Here is a 16,691-nt window from a genome sequence, read left to right on the forward strand (position 1 = left end):
AACAGGCATATGGTTAGTAATGATGTTTTCTTGGATATCCTCATCACTAATACTGGCTGACATCAATCCATCTGCTTTCAATCGATAGGAGGAAACTATTCTGCTCTCTAAAAAACCCAACCCCAGTAGAGGGTTAGGTTTGGCGTGTGAAGACTATTATTAATTTTTCTCATATTTACAGCACTGCTTCCCCTGATCTGGTACTTCTTTTATTTCAATTCTGCAGCACTTCTTTTCTTCTTTCTTTCCTTTCAATTTTTTCAACCAGTTCATTACTATCACTCTCCTTTATATGAAATAAAACAGAAAGCCAGACAATGTAGACATCAACAAGACAGAACTTACAAAAGCGATAACCAGTTTTCTTTTAAAAATGCTATGAAGCATCGAGAGTTCAGGCAGGCTGGCCCCTGCAGAAGCAATCATCAAAGCCATCACAGAGCCTAACGCCATCCCTTTTGTAATCAGAATTTGCGAGATGGGAATCATTGTGGTCAGCCGGATGTAGAGTGGGATCCCCACAATGGCTGCGATAGGAACAAGCCACCAATGGTCTCCTCCCAGATAAGTAACAATCCACTCGCTTGGAATGGAACCATGAATGATAGCTCCTATAGCTGCACCGATTAGCAAGAAAGGGTAAACGGTCTTCATGAGAGAAAATGTTTCTTTAATAGCGGTGGTGACATTCATTCGATTTCCCGTATGAGGATAGGAAAAGTTCTCTACTGTTACATTTTTCAACTGGTTTTCAAACCCAAAAGCGTGTAGAGAGAAACCAATCATAATAGAAAAGGCTGTTGTTACTAGCGTATAAGTAAGACTGACTTTCCACCCTAACAGTGCTGTCATCAATGTAAGAATCGTGAGGTCTAATACTGGTGAAGCGAATAGAAAGATCATAACAACTGGGAAACGGACGTGATTCCTTAACAGATTGACCACAATCGGGATCGTTGAGCAGGAACAAAAGGGAGTCACAAAAGCGAACCCGACAGCCAGGAGCGCACTCACCATAGGATGGCTCTTATCCATCAGCTCCTCCATTCGCTTATAAGGGATAAACCCTTGCAGCAAATGAATGACGAAGGAGACACCAATGAACAAAGCAGTTAACTCTACCGCAATACTAAGAAAACTCTTCATGACATCCTGCATCTATGTACACCTCCTTCGTTTAATCAACTTTTTTTGATTAATTGCTCAAATTAGATTCATTTAGCAACAGCAGCAGACCTCTTTGTGAGTTTCCATCAAAATAGGAGTAGAGAAAGTCCTTAGCTTTCCGTTAAACACCTGTTTCCTGTAATCCGCCTTTGAACGGCGATAAGATTGAACTGTACTCTGGATTTCTTCTCTTCTTAGTTTTGCTAATTCAAATTCCATTTTTGAGCACTCCTTAAATCAATTTTTTTTGATGAATAACGTAAAAAATTAGTCTCTTCTAAACAGACAGCAAAGCTCTTCGGATAGCAAATGGTTCATTTCCGAATGATTCAATGTATAATAGCTCCACGTCCCGCGCGTTTCTTTTTCAATAAGATTTGCATCCATCAAGATCTTCAAATGGTAAGAAAGCTTCGATTGGGGCAGATGTAATTTTTCCGACAAGTCACAGACGCAAACCTCTCCGTGGTTCGTAATCTCTTGCAAGATGTGAAGGCGCCTTTGGTCTGCTAATGCTTTGAATTTCTTTTCATATGTGCTGAAGGTCTGATCTAACGATACATCTTGGAAAGGAATTTCCTCTTTCACGTTACCCCTCCTTAAATCAATTTTTTTTGATGTAATTTCACTATATGGTGATTTTTAGAAAATGTCAACGATTTCATCAACTTTTTTTGATTAAACACCAGTTCTCTTACTTCTCTTCTCTAATAAAAGCACGTCACGCCATTCTCCATCTATTTTCCCAATACGCTCTCTCCTTCCCACTTCTCTAAAGCCACACCTCTTATGTAAGCGAAGGGAACGCAGGTTTTCAGGAAATATACCTGATTGCAAAGTCCATATCCCAGCTTCTTCACTTCTTCTGATAAGCTCTTCTAATAAAAGAAACCCTATTCCATGCCCCTCGCAATCTTTTTCCACATAGACACTCACTTCTGCTACACCTTGATAAACACATCGGGATGAGACAGGTGCTAATGCTGCCCAACCCTTAATTTCATTATTCATCTTCGCTACTATTCTACAGTTGGTGAGATGACTCGAGGTCCACTCGTCCCATGTAGGTACTTCTTTTTCAAATGTTGCATTTCCCGAGGAGATCCCCTCCCGATAAATTTCTCGAACATTCAGCCAATCCTCTTCTTGCATTGGCTGGATCTTTACACTTTTATTCATGGCTGACCATCCCCCATTATAAGGATATGAATTTGTTCTGTATTTTACCTTTAGATGACAGGATGTGAAAGACTTCTTTTTAATCCGGGCTAAAACCTTTGGTGTTTAAAAAATAGCCGAGACACGGGTCTCGGCTATTTCGTATTTCTAATTTTTATTTTTGTTCATCCGCAAACTCCTGTATACGTTCACCGATTTCGTCACGAACACGCTGGAAAAATGCCCATTTTTCATCCTCTGTTCCTTCAGCTTTTGCCGGGTCGTCAAATCCCCAGTGGAAACGGGTCACGTGTGGAGGGGTCATTGGACATTTGTCGTTCGCATCCCCACATAGTGTGATCGCATAAGCGGCATTGTTCAAAATATCTGGATCAATGATATCAGACGTTTGATCGCTGATGTCAATTTCGACTTCTTTCATTGCTTTTACGGCGTTCGGATTCAAGCCGTGCGCTTCAATTCCTGCTGATAGGACTTCGAATTGATCACCTAGAAATTTCTTACCGAAACCTTCCGCCATTTGGCTGCGGCAAGAGTTTCCTGTACATAGAAAATAAATGACTGGTTTGTTAGACATGGTGAATTTCTCCTTTATGGTTCAATTTTTTATATAATCAATAACCACACATATAAACCGACAAGCGTGATAAACAGCGTCGGAACGGTGAGGATGATGCCTACTTTAAAATAGTAGCCCCAGGAAATCCGGAACCCTTTCATCGATAAAACGTGAAGCCATAGCAATGTCGCTAGAGACCCGATTGGGGTGATTTTCGGTCCTAGATCAGAGCCGATGACGTTCGCATAAATCAGCGCTTCCCGCATCGTACCTGATGTGTTCGTTCCGGCAATCGCCAATGCATCAATCATGACCGTCGGCATATTATTCATGACAGAAGAGAGAATCGCTGCAATGAATCCCATCGAGATCGTTCCCACAAATAAACCCTGATCGGCCGTTGCCTGAATGACATTTGCAAGTACATCAGTCAAACCGACGTTACGCAAACCGTAAACGACGATATACATCCCGAGTGAGAAGAAAACAATCGCCCAGGGTGCTCCTCTGACAACATCGCCTGTTTTGACGGCTGCACTTCTTCTTGCCATAAGTAAGAAAAAGATCGCTACAATTCCTGCGATGATGGAAACTGGAATTCCGAGCGGTTCACTGGCAAAATAACCGATGAGCAGGACCACCAGAACCCCCCATGACATGCGAAACATTTTGTAGTCCAGTATCGCTTCATTTGGTTTTTTTAACTGAGATAAATCGTATTGTGCCGGTATACTCTTGCGGAAAAATACGAATAAGACCAACATACTCGCAGCTAATGAGAATAAATTCGGAACGATCATCCGTGAAGCATATTCGATAAATCCGATATCAAAAAAGTCTGCCGATACGATGTTCACTAAGTTACTGACAATTAAAGGGAGTGACGTGGTATCTGCAATGAATCCACTAGCCATAATAAACGGAAGAATCATCGTTTCTTTGAAATTCAAGTTTCTTACCATTGCCAAGACGATTGGCGTCAGGATCAAGGCTGCCCCATCGTTCGCAAACAGCGCAGCAACTACCGCTCCTAACAAGGTGACATAAATGAACATTCGTTTTCCATCACCTTTGGCTACTCTTGCCATATGCAGAGCCGCCCATTCGAAAAATCCAATCTCATCAAGGATCAACGATATGATAATGATGGCAACGAATGCCAGGGTAGCATTCCATACAATGTCTGTAACAGCAAGGACATCCTGAAAGTCAACGACTCCAAAAATCAAAGCAAGAACCGCTCCTGCACAAGCTGACCAGCCAATGCCTAAATTTTTAGGCTGCCAAATAACTAAAACCAACGTAAGTATAAAAATAACTGTTGCAATAAGTGCCAAATTCAAAAGTATCCCCCTACTAGTCGCACTGGATTCTGAGACCTGCTTTTTCCAATGCGGTTAATTTCTCTTTTTGATCAGGTATTTGTTCTAAAATTTGCTGAATGATCGGGTAGGTTTCGTGTGACGTATTTAAGGCATAAAATACCCATTGGCCATTACGTCGCTCTTTCACTAACCCTGCATCTCTCAACTTTCTTAGATGCTGACTGACAGAAGGCTGACTCATTTGTAAAACCTCCACGAACTCACAGACACAGCATTCTTGATCTTTTAAAAGCCCGATGAGTGTCAACCTGGTTTTATCGCCTAAAAGCTTTAATGTTTTAGCCGCAAATTCTAACTCAATGATGGTTTTCTCCATGTCATCACCTCGCCAACTATCATATAAGCATATACTTATATATGCAATAGTTAATATCGAAAAAAATAAAAATCCAGAAGCTAAGAGAGCTTCTGGACCCTTCGAAAAATAAAATATTTATGAAGTTTTCTTCCTAACTTCCTTTTCCCTTCCGTACTTTCGACTTCTGGAAACTTCCTGATTCGCAGCCTTAAAGAACGATGCTCCCATTAGAATAAGCACAATTGAAAAAGGCAAGGCAGAAATAATCAGGATATTCTGAAGTCCTTGAGTTCCGCCAAAATAAACGATGATGGCCGCCATGGAGGAGAGCATTACGCCCCAGACAATTTTTACAGTACTAGATGGTTCTAAAGACCCTGATGAACTAAGCATCCCTAAAACGAAGGTTGCCGAATCAGCAGAAGTTATGAAAAAGATAGCAATGACAAAAATGGTAATGAAGGACATAAACGTTCCCAGGGGATATTGCTCCAACACTCCAAAGGTTGCTGTTTCAAGTGCATACTTTGAAATGTCAGCTACACCATTTTGTTCAAGCTCAAGCGCAGATACACCGAAAACGGCAAAGAAGATAAAGCAAACGAGTGACGGAACGATCAGTACACCGAGCATAAATTCTTTTAACGTACGCCCTTTTGAAATACGGGCGATAAAGATGCCGACAAATGGAGACCAGGATATCCACCAGGCCCAGTAAAAAATCGTCCAGCTGTTGATCCATCCCCTGTTATCCTCATTTAAAGGAGCTATCCTAAAGCTCATTTCGATAAAATTGGTCAAGTAATTTCCAAGAGACGCAGTAAACATATTTAAAATGTGAAGCGTTGGTCCAACGATAAACAAAAGAATTAGTAAAAAGAAGCCAAGTCCCATATTGATGTTGCTTAAATATTTAATCCCTTTATGAATCCCAGAATAAGCAGAAACGATAAATAGAACCGTGGCTACCGTTAAAATAATCAGCTGAAATCCGTAGTTACTCGGCGTATTAAATAAAAAGGACAGCCCTTCATTGATCTGAGCAGACCCAAACCCCAGGGTTGCCGCTACGCCTACAACTGTTGCAAATACGGCTAACGTATCAACGAGCTTCCCAAAGATTCCACTCATTCTCTTTTCTCCAAACAAAGGAACCAGTGTGGCACTCACCAATCCCGGATAACCTTTATGAAATTTGAAATAGGCGAGAACTAACGCGACAATTCCGTAGACCGCCCAGGCGGATATCCCCCAATGAAAAAAGGAATACTGCAAGGAGTCTTTGATCGCTTGATCTGAACCGAGCTCTGCACTTGGAGAACTTTTGAATGCATGCGAAATAGGCTCCGCTGTTGTCCAAAAAACCATTCCCATGCCCATCCCTGCACTGAACAGCATCGCAAACCAAGTCGGAAGGTTAAAATCGGGCTTTTCCCCTTCTTTACCTAACCTCAACTTCCCGAAGCGAGAAAAGATTAAGTACACACAAAAAAGAAATATACAGGCAACGAGTAATAAATAGTACCAGCCAAATTTATCTGATATGTATGAAGTAACTGTACTGGAAACTGATTCTAAATGTGAAGGAGCAACAACTCCCCAGATGACAAACACGGAACAAAGACTAACCGCGTACCAAAACACTGCAGTGACGTTTTTCATAAATCCACCTCTTCTAATGTTGTAACAATCATTCGCTGATTTGATTGCAATATTGTACTTACCACCCACTAAAAACTGGTAAACCACTTTTTATTATTCTAAAAAAATATTTGATTCAAGGATGAAGCCGTTCCCGTTCGTTTCTACACACAAGAAAACACGACCCATAAATAGAGTCGTGTTCTTTCTTAGTTATTTTACTTCAAGTGATATATCATCGATCGAAATTTCATGACTATCAGCAAATTTCCCCATCAAAAACTTAAGCGAAGTGGTGTCATCCTCAGTCATATCCCACTCAAACTCGTACGTCTGCATTTCATCCGTCAGAGAGACGACCTCGCTAAGGTAGCGGTGATATGCAGCATTCTCCATTGTTACCTCAATGTCTCTTGGATTAGTAGATTTCGCTTTAAAGGATAGCGTATACGTAATGTTTTTGCTTAACGCAAGCCCAGGCTGTTCTACAAGAACACTCCACGTTTCATTTCCACCATTCTCAATATCTACTTTTAACATTTCATTAATGGCCGACACATTCGCCTGTGCATCATAATGAATGTATGGAGACCAGGCTTCCATTCCGTTGGCAAAATCCCCATTCTTCAATGGCTGTAGTTCCACTTGGTTGGATGTTTGTATAAGTCTTACATCATCCAAATATACGACTTCGGATTGACCTCCGAGCTTGAAAAGCAGCTGTGATTCTAAGTCCGTTGTGTTATCCGGCATTTGAAACGTAACGGTGTGAGATTTCATTTCCTTAGTTAAATCAATCACTTCTGAAGAAAAATTTTCAGATCCATCTTGGCTGACGAGATCTACCTGGACGGTTCTATCATCCTCTGCACGTGCATGGAAAGTCAGTTCATATTCCTGTCCTTCCTGCAGTTGAATTCCGGTTTGTTTGAAAAGGATGTCATCAGCTTCTTCACCTTCTTTTAAAGGCTCAATTTCTGCTTCGCGTGTTTCTGGTGATACGCTTACTTCTGCTGAAGCTCCTTCTTGGGAATGTAATTCCCAATAGTTCAAACGTGTCATATCCCCTTGATCAAACGTGCCATTATAGATCCGGTTTCCGTCACTTAGAGGCGATTTGGAAGTTTCTTCTACCTGTTGATCCGTTACATCTTCTACCCGGACATTTCCTATCCAGACAGGGGCTAGTCCATTGCTTCCCATGTTGAATTCAAGTCTCGCTGCTAAGTCCGTATCCTGATTCAATGTAAACGTGTAATTGTAGGATTGGACCTCGTCACTAAGCTGGAAGGTCTTCTCACCAGAATAATTGGCATAACCCCTTTCAGCTCCTCCTGAAACCTTTGTCATCAAATTCCGATTCGTGTTCGATTTCGCATCAAAGGTTACTTCGTACGTGTGACCTTTCAAGATGGCGATCTTCTGAATTTGCTGCAAGGACCACAAAGCGTTTCCAGGGTTTTCAATGGTTGTTTTTGCGAACCGCTCGCCGTCAACTTCTGTAGCCTCTATCGTCCCTTTCCCTTCAAATTGAGGCAATTTTAGGAAGTTCCAAAAGGTTGGATCAAGAGAATCTTCAGGTTGATCTACAATCGTAATCGGTTCTTGATAAGACTGATCATAGATTAAATTTCCATCCTCCAGAGGCTGCTTAGCATCCTCTGGTAATTCTTCATCTTCGACTACTGGTTCAACAGGCTCCTTATAATCTCTCCCTGTCAACTCATAGACTCTTACATAGTCTACTTCCATTTCTCCAGGAAACTCGGTTGTTTCATCAGGGTTACCCCCATACCATCCGCCAACAGCTAGATTTAAAATCATATAGAATTCTTGATCAAATGGAGCTGGGTAAGCATACTTGTCCGCTTGGTTCGTTCCTTTGCTGAACCAGTCATTCAATGTCTGATAAAGCTTTCCATCAACATACCAGCGGATCTCACCAGGTTCCCACTCTACAGAATAGGTATGATATCCAGTAATATCCTCTCCATCTGGAAAGTGATAGTCTCCACTCGTATACGTGTTGTTCGGGTATTCTTCTCCGTAATGGATCGTACCACCGATCTTATGTGGAGTACCCCCTGCCGCTTCCATGATGTCGATTTCACCAGATACAGGCCATGCGCCGTAAACATCATCTTCAGGCATCATCCAAAATGCAGGCCAATACCCCTGTCCTTCTGGCAATTTCATTTTTGCTTCGAACTTTCCGTATTTTTTACTGAAAAGTCCTTTCGTCTTCAGTTTTGCTGAAGTATAATCATATGTTCCATATTCGCCTTCTATAGGCTCTTCTTCTTTTTGTGCTCGAATAACAAGTTTTCCGTCCTCTGTAAAGGAATTTTCACTTGAGTCGGTATAGTACTCCAATTCATTATTTCCCCAGCCCGGAGCAACAGGTTCACCATCTTCATCAATGATCCAGTTTCCGATATCATAGTCCCATTTGGTGCGGTCGATTTGATTGGATATAAACTCATCAGCCCAAACGAGCGACCAATCTGAGTTTTCCTTAGACGCATCAAAGACACGCACATCATTTAGGTCAGAATCAATGGTTAAGACATTATTTTGAATCGAATGATCAATATAAACGGTTCCCGTGACAGTAATTTCTTCTAAAACAATATTCTTACCACTCGTGATCACCAGATCACCGTTTATTGTACTTTTTGAAAGTGTGACATTAGAGTGGTTGATCCAAGCGTTCCCCTTAATCTTTTCTCCTTCATATTTTCCTTTCTTGCCATAATACCCTTTTACAAAAGAACCGGCCATAGAAAGAACATCTAAACGTTTCACTGGCTTGTCGGAATCTTGATGCTGATTGAATTCATTTTCTAGTTGTGATGGAAGCAAGCGATCGCTAATTTCCTTTGCTTCCTCTTGCTTGATGACCTTGTTCAGATTTACCTGTTGACCCATTACTTCTTCAATGGTTTGAATGACCTCTGCAGTCTCGACCCCGAACAAGTTGCCAAGAAAGGTCGCATACTCTTGATACGACATCGCTGCCTGATGAGTCTTTTGTTCCTTCAAACCATCTAACCATTCGCTCTCGTATTTATACTCTTTTGCTTCTCCATTCTTTGCTGAAGATTTTTCAGCTTGAACGGGTGAAAAACTTCCAAGGACAATCAGCACCGCCATGAAACAACAGAAAATTTTATTCAAACAAGCTCCTCCTTTAAATTTTATACCTACTCAGGAAACCGGTTTCGTTAAACAGCAAAAAAAATTATCGTTCAAACCAATTGTTCGTAACCGTTTGCTTATACCAGTAAAAGCTGTCTTTTCTCGTGCGTTCAAAGGTTCTGAAATTGACGTGGATGATCCCAAACCGCTTTTCATATCCTTCCGCCCATTCAAAATTATCAAGCAGTGACCAGACAATATAGCCTTTGATTGGGACACCGGCTTGGATGGCTCTTTGTAAGGACGTCAAATGTTGTTTTAAGTAATCAATCCGCTCTTGGTCGTTGACTGTTCCATTTTCGACTTCGTGGTTATAGCAGGCCCCGTTCTCCGTAATATAAATCGGGACTTCCCCATACGTTTCGTGAATGTTGGTCAGAACTCGATAAAAACCGTCCGCATAGATTGGCCAACCGATATCTGTGCGACGCTCATCCAAAGGAACTTCTTCCACTTGGAACAACCCGTCATTCTCTTGGTAGCGACCTAGACTACCTGAATAATAGTTGATACCCATGAAATCGATCGGCTGTGAAATGACGTCAAGATCGCCTTCTTCCACTTTCAAAAATGCCTGATGTTCTTCGAAAAGCTGAACTAGCTCATCAGGATAAGATCCTTTGAATACCGGATCCATGAACCATTCCTTTTTCCACATCATTGAACGTTCACACGCTTTTTTGTCTGCTTCAGTTGGAGTGTAGGGCTGTAGCCAGTCCACATTCGGAGCGTAGCCGATTTCACCATCTGGAACAAGTTCTCTAAAGGACTGTACTGCCTTTCCATGAGCGAGCAACAAATGGTGTGCAACATCTACACCGGCCTGCAAATCAGTCTTTCCTGGAGCGTGAATGCCTAAGTAGTTTGATAGAAACGAAGCACACCAGGGTTCATTAATCGTAATCCATTTCTTCACTCGATCTCCGAATTCATTGAACATGGCGACCGCATAGTCATGGAACGCATCTGTTGTCGACCTGTTTTCCCAGCCTCCGTCTTCTTGTAAAACTTGCGGAAGGTCCCAGTGATAGAGTGTAATCATAGGCTCTATGCCGTTTTCAAGAAGCTCGTCAATTAAGTTCCTGTAGTAAGCAACCCCATTTGGATTAAGATCACCAGTTCCTTGAGGGATGACCCTCGACCAGGAAATCGAAAACCTGTATAAATCTACACCTAAATCTTTCAGATGCTGCACGTCTTCTTTATAACGGTGATAGCTATCGCAAGCTTCATCACCATGGTCTCCGTTTTTAACGTTTCCCGGAGCATGAGCAAATGTATCCCAAATCGAAGGCGTTCGTCCGTCTTTGTGAGCCGCACCTTCGATTTGATAGGAAGCCGTTGCTGCTCCCCATTTCAATGTATCTGGAAATTGTATAGTAATTGTCATCTGTAAAACCTCCAACGCTTTATGAAGGAATGGCTTATTTCTCTATACGCTAGATGACCGTATGACTAGCTCAGGATCCACTTTAACTGGGTAAATACCCTGGTTTTCCTGAATGAGATCATCAAGCATATAGGCAGCCAGTTTCCCTAATTTTTGTTTGTCTTGCTTCACGGTTGTTAAGGGTGGATCACTGTAACGGCAGGATTCAATATCATCACAGCCGATCAGTTGAATATCTTTTGGAACAGCCATTCCTTTCTCCTTGATGGCCTTCAACGCTCCTAACGCCATCATGTCAGAAGCAGCGAACACAGCTTGAGGCAATTCATCTGTCTCTAAGATCTGTTTCATAGCTCCATAGCCGCTTTCTTCAAAGAAGTCCCCGTACTTGATCCACGCATCATTAATCGGTAACCCGAATTGCTTCATGCCTTCCATGAATCCCTCATTCCTGATTCCCGCAATCAAGGAATCGGGTTTCCCGCCAATATAAGCCACTTTTCTAATTTGATTTAAGTAGAGGTGCTCCACCACTTTTAAACCGATTTTTGTATTATCTGTCATGATGTAACTCGAACGAGGTCCCTCTAATTTCAAGTCGATTCCCATACAAGGAATCTCGCTTTTCGCAATTTCTTTAACCTCTTCTTCAATCTCATCCCCTGCAATGATCAGGCAGCCGTCTACATGGAAATGTTTACACCGTTCCAAGTACTTGCTTTCTCCTTTGTAAAATTTCTCATTTGAAAACAAAAGGATGTCATAACCTAAACCGCCTACCGACTTTTTAAAAGCGTTGACTACTTCATTGAAGAACGGGTGGGTAAAATCAACATTAATTTTACCGGCATAAATCAATCCGATTAAATTGGATTTCTTAGTTGCTAATGATTTTGCAGAAAATGTTGGCTGGTACTTTGTGTCCTCTATGATTTTATAAACTTTTTCCCGTGTCGCTTCGCTGATTCCTCCATAATTGTTGATAATTTTGGATACAGTGGCTGGTGATACTCCAGCCATTTTAGCGATATCTCTGATTGTTAAGTCCATCCGTTACAGCTCCTTACACATATCCAAGTTCTTATTTCTACATTGTACCAACAATTAGAAGGAGTAGCATGGTTATTTGATCGATCCTTCTGTGATACTTGAAATAAACCATTTATTGAAGAAAAGAAAGATAACGATCAATGGAACAGTTGCCCAAAATACTCCAGAAAGCAGCATTCCAAAATCAACCCGAAACGCATTGTTTAGAGATGCAAGTGCAACTTGTAAAGTATAGGACGATGGGTCGCGAAGTACGGTAAACTGCCATAAGAATTCACCCCATACAAGAGTGAACACGATAATACCAAGCGTAGCAAATGCAGGTTTAATGATTGGTAAGACGATACTCCAATAAATTCTGAAATTCGAGCAACCATCCAGTTTAGCAGCTTCCATCAATTCATCAGGAACCGACTGGCTGATATATTGCCGCATCAGGAAGATTCCCAGTGGATTCAGCAAGAAAAGCACTCCAGCTCCAAGCAGTGTATCCAGCCACCCTAGTTGAGAAATCAGATAATATTGAGGAATTAATCCCAATTGTGGCGGAATTACCATCGTAAGTAGAATACAAATGAACAAAAAGTTTTTGCCTGGAAATTCAAATTTCGCAAAGGCGTAGCCTGCCAGTGAGCTGATTATGAGAACAGCCACTGTGACAGTCGTACATAGGAGGATCGTATTCCACATCGCCTGGAAAAATGGAATGGTATCCAACACTTTCTGGAAATTCTCGACCAGCATTCCCCCTGGAAGGATCGTAGGCGGAATTGAATTATAAGCAGCACTCGGTCTTGTGGCCATAACGAACATCCAGTAAAACGGAAATAAGGATAAAAGAGAAGCAATCGTCAGCACAACATAGACCGGTATTGTACTCTTATTCAACTTGCTTTTGTGTTGCTGCTTCATGATTTGACACCTCTCTTCTTGCTGCCTGCTCCAGAAGTCAGCCACGTGTTCAGGGCAGCTGCTCCAACAATGATGATTAACAATAATACTGCCGTAGCTGATGCTGTACCAAAGGAACCTAAGTTAAAGGCATCTCGATACAAGTACATGACTACAGTCATTGCCTCATCACGACTGAATGCTGATGACCCTAAGAAAACAGTTGGCTCGGCAAATAGCTGTAAAGCTCCTACTGTGGACATAAATACGGTCAGAACAATAAATGGCTTCAATAATGGAATCGTAATATGAAAGAATTGCTGGACTTTGTTCGCTCCATCAATTGTTGCTGCTTCATACAAATCTTTCGGAATACTTTGAAGACCAGCTAAATAGATGATGGTGTTATACCCCACCCAACGCCAAAATACCATGAGCGAGATCGCAATTTTTGCTCCCCATTCAGAGGTCTTCCAACTGACAGGGTCAAATCCAAACCATCCAATCACGTAGTTTGCAAGAGCACTCTCATTGCTGCTGAAAAATACTCCGAAAACTAATGCAACAGCTACCATGGAGGTAATGTAAGGCATAAATATTGTGACTCTGAAAAAATTTGTGAAACGTATGACAGCCATATTTAAGAAGTAGGCTAAAATAATCCCCACAATTAACTGTGGAGCTGTCCCCATTAATCCCATAAGGACTGTGTTATATAACGATTTCCAAAACAAAGGATCCTGTAGAACGATAGCAAAGTTGTTCATCCCTACAAATTCCATTTCACCTAAACCATTCCACTTCTGAAAAGCAAGGACAATACTAAAAATGGCTGGATAAAGCCCAATGATACCAAAAACGATAAAGAAAGGAGCCACATATAAATATCCTGAGATCATATCCTTCTTCTTCTCAGATAATTTTTTGGCTTTTACCGTAGATGCTCTTGCTTGCTTGTGTACGTTCTCCAAACTTTCTCCCCCCTTATGTAATCAGGGCTAGATGAAAGCTTCATCCAGCCCGATTGACTTTTATCGCTTCATTAGATCTTCAATACGCTTGACGGCAGCCTCCCACTCTTTCTCAGGATCTCCGCCTTCTTGCACATTACGTAATGCTGTCAAAATTTCATTGTTCACAGTAACGTATTTTGGTCCTTTGTAAACTTCAGGAATTTGTTTAGCGGCTTCAGCAAAATATTTCGCTGTATTTTGGCCACCAAAATACTCATCAGAATTATTCTTGAACTCTTCCATTTCATAAACAGATGGTGCGGATGGGAATAGTCCACTTTCAACAAAAGATTTTAGTTGGTTTTCTGGAGATAGAAGCCATTTCGAAAATTCATAAGCTGCTTTCTCATGTTCCGTTTCTGCAGGAATCGCTACATAAGAACCGCCCCAGTTACCTGCAAATTGTTCTGGTAATGTGGTCACGCGCCATTTCCCTTTGCCTTCCGGAGCATTTTCAGTCATGTACCCCTTCAACCAGGCTGGTGCCATTTCTACTGCAAATCCGCCTTTATTCAAAGCGTTTGCCCATTCAGGCGTCCACATTTCAAAATTACCAACGTAACCTTCTGAATCTAAATCAACAGCGAAATCATAGGCTTCTTTAACGCCGCTTTCACCGTTGCCAATTAATAGTTCACCGTCCCGGTTAAAATAACTATCCTCAAGTGCATCCATATGGGCACGAAACGCCATTTCCATACTGTCTACCATGGGCTGGCCTGTCTCATCAAGAACTTTCTTGGCTGCATCCTTGAATTCATCAGGAGTAGAAATAACTTCACTTACTTTATCAGGATCTGTCGGCAGGCTGGCATTTTCGAATACATCCGTGTGATAATACATGGCTTTTGGACCGATATCTGTCGGAAGACCGAATAAGAAGTCTCCTTCCCCATTCTCAGCACCATTCCATTTCCAATCTAAGTATTGATCTTGGACTTCTTCTGCACCTAAATCATATAAGTTCACGAATCGATCTTGCGCTTCACGGTAGCGGTCTAATTGATCCACTTCAATCATCGCTAAGTCTGGAGCTCCTGTTCCAGCAGAAATCGCTGTGAACAAACTATTATGGTGATCCCCAAGTTCTGACGTCTTCACATTGATTTTCACGTTTGGATTTTCTTTCTCATATTCTTTTGCTAATGCTTCATAGTTGGTTGCACCAAATACCCAAAAATCTAATGTTATCTCTTTATCCTTCTGCCCTTCACCAGATGCAGAATCTTCCCCTCCGCTACAGGCAAAAAGAAACGCACTTAAACTAAGTAAAAGAACAGCCAGCAAACCTTTTCTAAAATTCATTTGTTTAACCCCTCCAAATAGACTTTTTCGATCCCTGTACCAATTGTTTCTTGTTTACGAAACCGGTTTCGTAAACGTCTAAAAAAAATCAATTGATTTCTTGCGTTGAGTCGATTATATCGATAATTGAATCCGTTTTCAATACTTTTTTTGATGAAAAAACAGGAAATTCGCAAAAATTAAGTAAACCGGTTTCGTTATCATTGAAACTTGCCTTTCAATTAAAAGACTTCTTTCTTTAAGAGAGCTTTGACTTTATGTATGAGATGTCTCAAAATAGAGAAGAGCGAAGAGGTGAAACGGATGGCAGAAAAAGTGTCTAATACAAGATGGTTCGGCATGGCGCTAAAAGCATTGATTGTTTTAGCCAGTAACGAAGGCCTGTGCCCAAGTGGTAAATTAGCGGAAAAACTTGAATCCAAATCGGTATTTTTAAGAAAAATATTGACCCACCTCGTTAAGGCGGGTTTAATTCAGGCAAAAGAAGGCCGTGATGGTGGGTATTCGTTGGTTAAAGCACCGAGTGAAATCACACTTTCAGAAGTTTATAAAGCGATGAAGGTTGAGACGTTTCCGAAAGAATTCTTAAGCGTTGAAAGTAAAGTATGCTTTGACCCTTCTACTAGAGATGCCCTATGTGAATTACGTGAAGAAATGGAAACCTGGATTCTCGAAGGGTTAGAACAAAAAACCATAGCTGATCTCATGAAGTAATAAACGAAGCCGTAGACGGTTTCGTTTTTTTTATAAGTAACTGTAATTGACAAAAGAACAGTTAGCGAAATATACTGTTCTTGTATGAAATACAGTTAATGAAGGAGACCAGTGTTATGACTCAGAAAACGATGAGTAAAGAAGAATATCTAAATAAAGTGAAGGACCTAGATACAACCAGCGAAGCACCTAAAGTGCTTGAGAACACAGATTTTCTAACTGTGGCTAAAGAGCGCCGTTCCGTACGTCAGTATGATCAGAACTATAAAATCGAAGAAGGAGAAATCCGTGAACTGTTAGAAACAGCTATTCTCGCTCCATCTTCCTCTAACTTGCAACCATGGAGGTTTCTTGTCATTGAAGATCAAGCAGAGAAAGAACGTCTCTCCCCTATTGCCAATGGGCAGCAGCAAATTACAGAAGCTTCTGTTGTTATTGCCGTTTTAGGGGATAAAAAAGCGTATAACAATGCCGATCAAATCTACAGCCAAATCGCTGAAAAAGGCAACATGCCTGAAGATATTAAAGAAATGTATGTAAATAGCATTTTGGAGAATTACGGGAACTTTTCTGAGGAGAAATTAACTCGCATTGCCATGATTGATGGCGGTCTTGTATCCATGCAGCTTATGCTCGCTGCTAAAGCGAAAGGATACGATACCGTTCCAATGGGTGGATTTGATGAATCTGAATTTGTGAAAGCCTTCGATGTTCCAGAGGACTACGAACCAGTGATGCTGATCTCTCTTGGTAAAGGGAAAAAAGCAGGGTTTGAAAAAACTCGTCTGCCGCTAGATGACGTTCTTCAGTGGAATCGCTACTAAAAGCGTAAGTGCCTGACCAACTATGTTTGCATATAAAATTCCTAGCTAATAGGAAAGCACACCTATCCGTGTCGGAA

General features: G+C 41.3%; 16 protein-coding genes. 2 read left to right on the forward strand and 14 right to left on the reverse strand.

Features of this window, described 5'->3' with window-relative positions:
- Nucleotides 1-288 precede the first annotated feature (288 nt).
- From HM131_RS13610 to HM131_RS13670, 14 genes are all read right to left on the reverse strand, one after another.
- Nucleotides 289-1,158 (reverse strand): permease, encoded by an 870-nt coding sequence (locus tag HM131_RS13610; protein ID WP_085030282.1) that lies wholly within the window; start codon nt 1,156-1,158, stop codon nt 289-291.
- Between the two features lie 60 nt (nt 1,159-1,218).
- On the reverse strand, nt 1,219-1,386 hold the full coding sequence (locus HM131_RS20715; RefSeq protein ID WP_157130823.1) for a hypothetical protein: 168 nt from the start codon (nt 1,384-1,386) through the stop codon (nt 1,219-1,221).
- A gap of 48 nt (nt 1,387-1,434) precedes the next feature.
- Nucleotides 1,435-1,755 carry an ArsR/SmtB family transcription factor gene (locus tag HM131_RS13615; RefSeq protein WP_085030283.1) on the reverse strand — a complete coding sequence of 107 codons (321 nt, stop codon included), beginning with the start codon at nt 1,753-1,755 and terminating at the stop codon, nt 1,435-1,437.
- Between the two features lie 90 nt (nt 1,756-1,845).
- The gene (locus HM131_RS13620; RefSeq protein ID WP_085030284.1) at nt 1,846-2,346 is read right to left on the reverse strand and encodes a GNAT family N-acetyltransferase; all 501 of its coding nucleotides are present in this window, start codon (nt 2,344-2,346) and stop codon (nt 1,846-1,848) included.
- A 154-nt stretch (nt 2,347-2,500) separates the two neighbouring features.
- On the reverse strand, nt 2,501-2,923 hold the full coding sequence (arsC, locus tag HM131_RS13625) for an arsenate reductase (thioredoxin) (protein ID WP_085030285.1): 423 nt from the start codon (nt 2,921-2,923) through the stop codon (nt 2,501-2,503).
- A 29-nt stretch (nt 2,924-2,952) separates the two neighbouring features.
- A complete protein-coding gene (locus HM131_RS13630; RefSeq protein WP_085030286.1) occupies nt 2,953-4,248 on the reverse strand; it encodes an arsenic transporter in 1,296 nt (431 codons plus the stop codon).
- 13 nt (nt 4,249-4,261) lie between these two features.
- Nucleotides 4,262-4,606: an ArsR/SmtB family transcription factor gene (locus HM131_RS13635; RefSeq protein WP_085030287.1), complete on the reverse strand. Its 345-nt coding sequence runs from the start codon at nt 4,604-4,606 to the stop codon at nt 4,262-4,264.
- A 117-nt stretch (nt 4,607-4,723) separates the two neighbouring features.
- Nucleotides 4,724-6,250, reverse strand: a complete 1,527-nt coding sequence (locus HM131_RS13640; protein ID WP_085030288.1) for a BCCT family transporter — start codon at nt 6,248-6,250, stop codon at nt 4,724-4,726.
- Between the two features lie 192 nt (nt 6,251-6,442).
- The gene (locus HM131_RS13645) at nt 6,443-9,406 is read right to left on the reverse strand and encodes a carbohydrate binding domain-containing protein (protein ID WP_232324786.1); all 2,964 of its coding nucleotides are present in this window, start codon (nt 9,404-9,406) and stop codon (nt 6,443-6,445) included.
- Between the two features lie 64 nt (nt 9,407-9,470).
- Complete coding sequence (locus HM131_RS13650; RefSeq protein WP_085030290.1) at nt 9,471-10,817, reverse strand: GH1 family beta-glucosidase; 1,347 nt, start codon at nt 10,815-10,817, stop codon at nt 9,471-9,473.
- 42 nt (nt 10,818-10,859) lie between these two features.
- On the reverse strand, nt 10,860-11,867 hold the full coding sequence (locus HM131_RS13655) for a LacI family DNA-binding transcriptional regulator (RefSeq protein WP_085030291.1): 1,008 nt from the start codon (nt 11,865-11,867) through the stop codon (nt 10,860-10,862).
- 72 nt (nt 11,868-11,939) lie between these two features.
- Nucleotides 11,940-12,779 (reverse strand): carbohydrate ABC transporter permease, encoded by an 840-nt coding sequence (locus HM131_RS13660; protein WP_085030292.1) that lies wholly within the window; start codon nt 12,777-12,779, stop codon nt 11,940-11,942.
- Nucleotides 12,776-13,729, reverse strand: a complete 954-nt coding sequence (locus HM131_RS13665; protein ID WP_085030293.1) for a carbohydrate ABC transporter permease — start codon at nt 13,727-13,729, stop codon at nt 12,776-12,778. Before HM131_RS13665 ends, HM131_RS13660 begins: the two co-directional genes overlap by 4 nt.
- 60 nt (nt 13,730-13,789) lie before the next feature.
- Nucleotides 13,790-15,076 carry an ABC transporter substrate-binding protein gene (locus HM131_RS13670; protein WP_085030294.1) on the reverse strand — a complete coding sequence of 429 codons (1,287 nt, stop codon included), beginning with the start codon at nt 15,074-15,076 and terminating at the stop codon, nt 13,790-13,792.
- 303 nt (nt 15,077-15,379) lie between these two features.
- Between HM131_RS13670 and HM131_RS13675 the strand changes: the two genes are divergently transcribed.
- Together HM131_RS13675 and HM131_RS13680 are read left to right on the forward strand one after the other, a co-directional pair.
- A complete protein-coding gene (locus tag HM131_RS13675; protein ID WP_085030295.1) occupies nt 15,380-15,790 on the forward strand; it encodes an RrF2 family transcriptional regulator in 411 nt (136 codons plus the stop codon).
- A gap of 116 nt (nt 15,791-15,906) precedes the next feature.
- Nucleotides 15,907-16,614: a nitroreductase family protein gene (locus HM131_RS13680; RefSeq protein ID WP_085030296.1), complete on the forward strand. Its 708-nt coding sequence runs from the start codon at nt 15,907-15,909 to the stop codon at nt 16,612-16,614.
- Nucleotides 16,615-16,691 lie beyond the last annotated feature (77 nt).

This window comes from Halobacillus mangrovi, assembly GCF_002097535.1.
Classification (GTDB): domain Bacteria; phylum Bacillota; class Bacilli; order Bacillales; family Halobacillaceae; genus Halobacillus; species Halobacillus mangrovi_A.

Excerpts from the sequence above, each read along its gene's own strand:
- HM131_RS13650 (WP_085030290.1), bottom strand. The coding sequence starts at position 10,817 with ATGACAATTACTATACAATTTCCAGATACATTGAAATGGGGAGCAGCA.
- HM131_RS13635 (WP_085030287.1), bottom strand. The coding sequence starts at position 4,606 with ATGGAGAAAACCATCATTGAGTTAGAATTTGCGGCTAAAACATTAAAG.
- HM131_RS13620 (WP_085030284.1), bottom strand. The coding sequence starts at position 2,346 with ATGAATAAAAGTGTAAAGATCCAGCCAATGCAAGAAGAGGATTGGCTG.
- HM131_RS20715 (WP_157130823.1), bottom strand. The coding sequence starts at position 1,386 with ATGGAATTTGAATTAGCAAAACTAAGAAGAGAAGAAATCCAGAGTACA.
- HM131_RS13680 (WP_085030296.1), top strand. The coding sequence starts at position 15,907 with ATGACTCAGAAAACGATGAGTAAAGAAGAATATCTAAATAAAGTGAAG.
- HM131_RS13675 (WP_085030295.1), top strand. The coding sequence starts at position 15,380 with ATGGCAGAAAAAGTGTCTAATACAAGATGGTTCGGCATGGCGCTAAAA.
- HM131_RS13670 (WP_085030294.1), bottom strand. The coding sequence starts at position 15,076 with ATGAATTTTAGAAAAGGTTTGCTGGCTGTTCTTTTACTTAGTTTAAGT.
- arsC (WP_085030285.1), bottom strand. The coding sequence starts at position 2,923 with ATGTCTAACAAACCAGTCATTTATTTTCTATGTACAGGAAACTCTTGC.
- HM131_RS13640 (WP_085030288.1), bottom strand. The coding sequence starts at position 6,250 with ATGAAAAACGTCACTGCAGTGTTTTGGTACGCGGTTAGTCTTTGTTCC.
- HM131_RS13610 (WP_085030282.1), bottom strand. The coding sequence starts at position 1,158 with ATGCAGGATGTCATGAAGAGTTTTCTTAGTATTGCGGTAGAGTTAACT.
- HM131_RS13655 (WP_085030291.1), bottom strand. The coding sequence starts at position 11,867 with ATGGACTTAACAATCAGAGATATCGCTAAAATGGCTGGAGTATCACCA.
- HM131_RS13660 (WP_085030292.1), bottom strand. The coding sequence starts at position 12,779 with ATGAAGCAGCAACACAAAAGCAAGTTGAATAAGAGTACAATACCGGTC.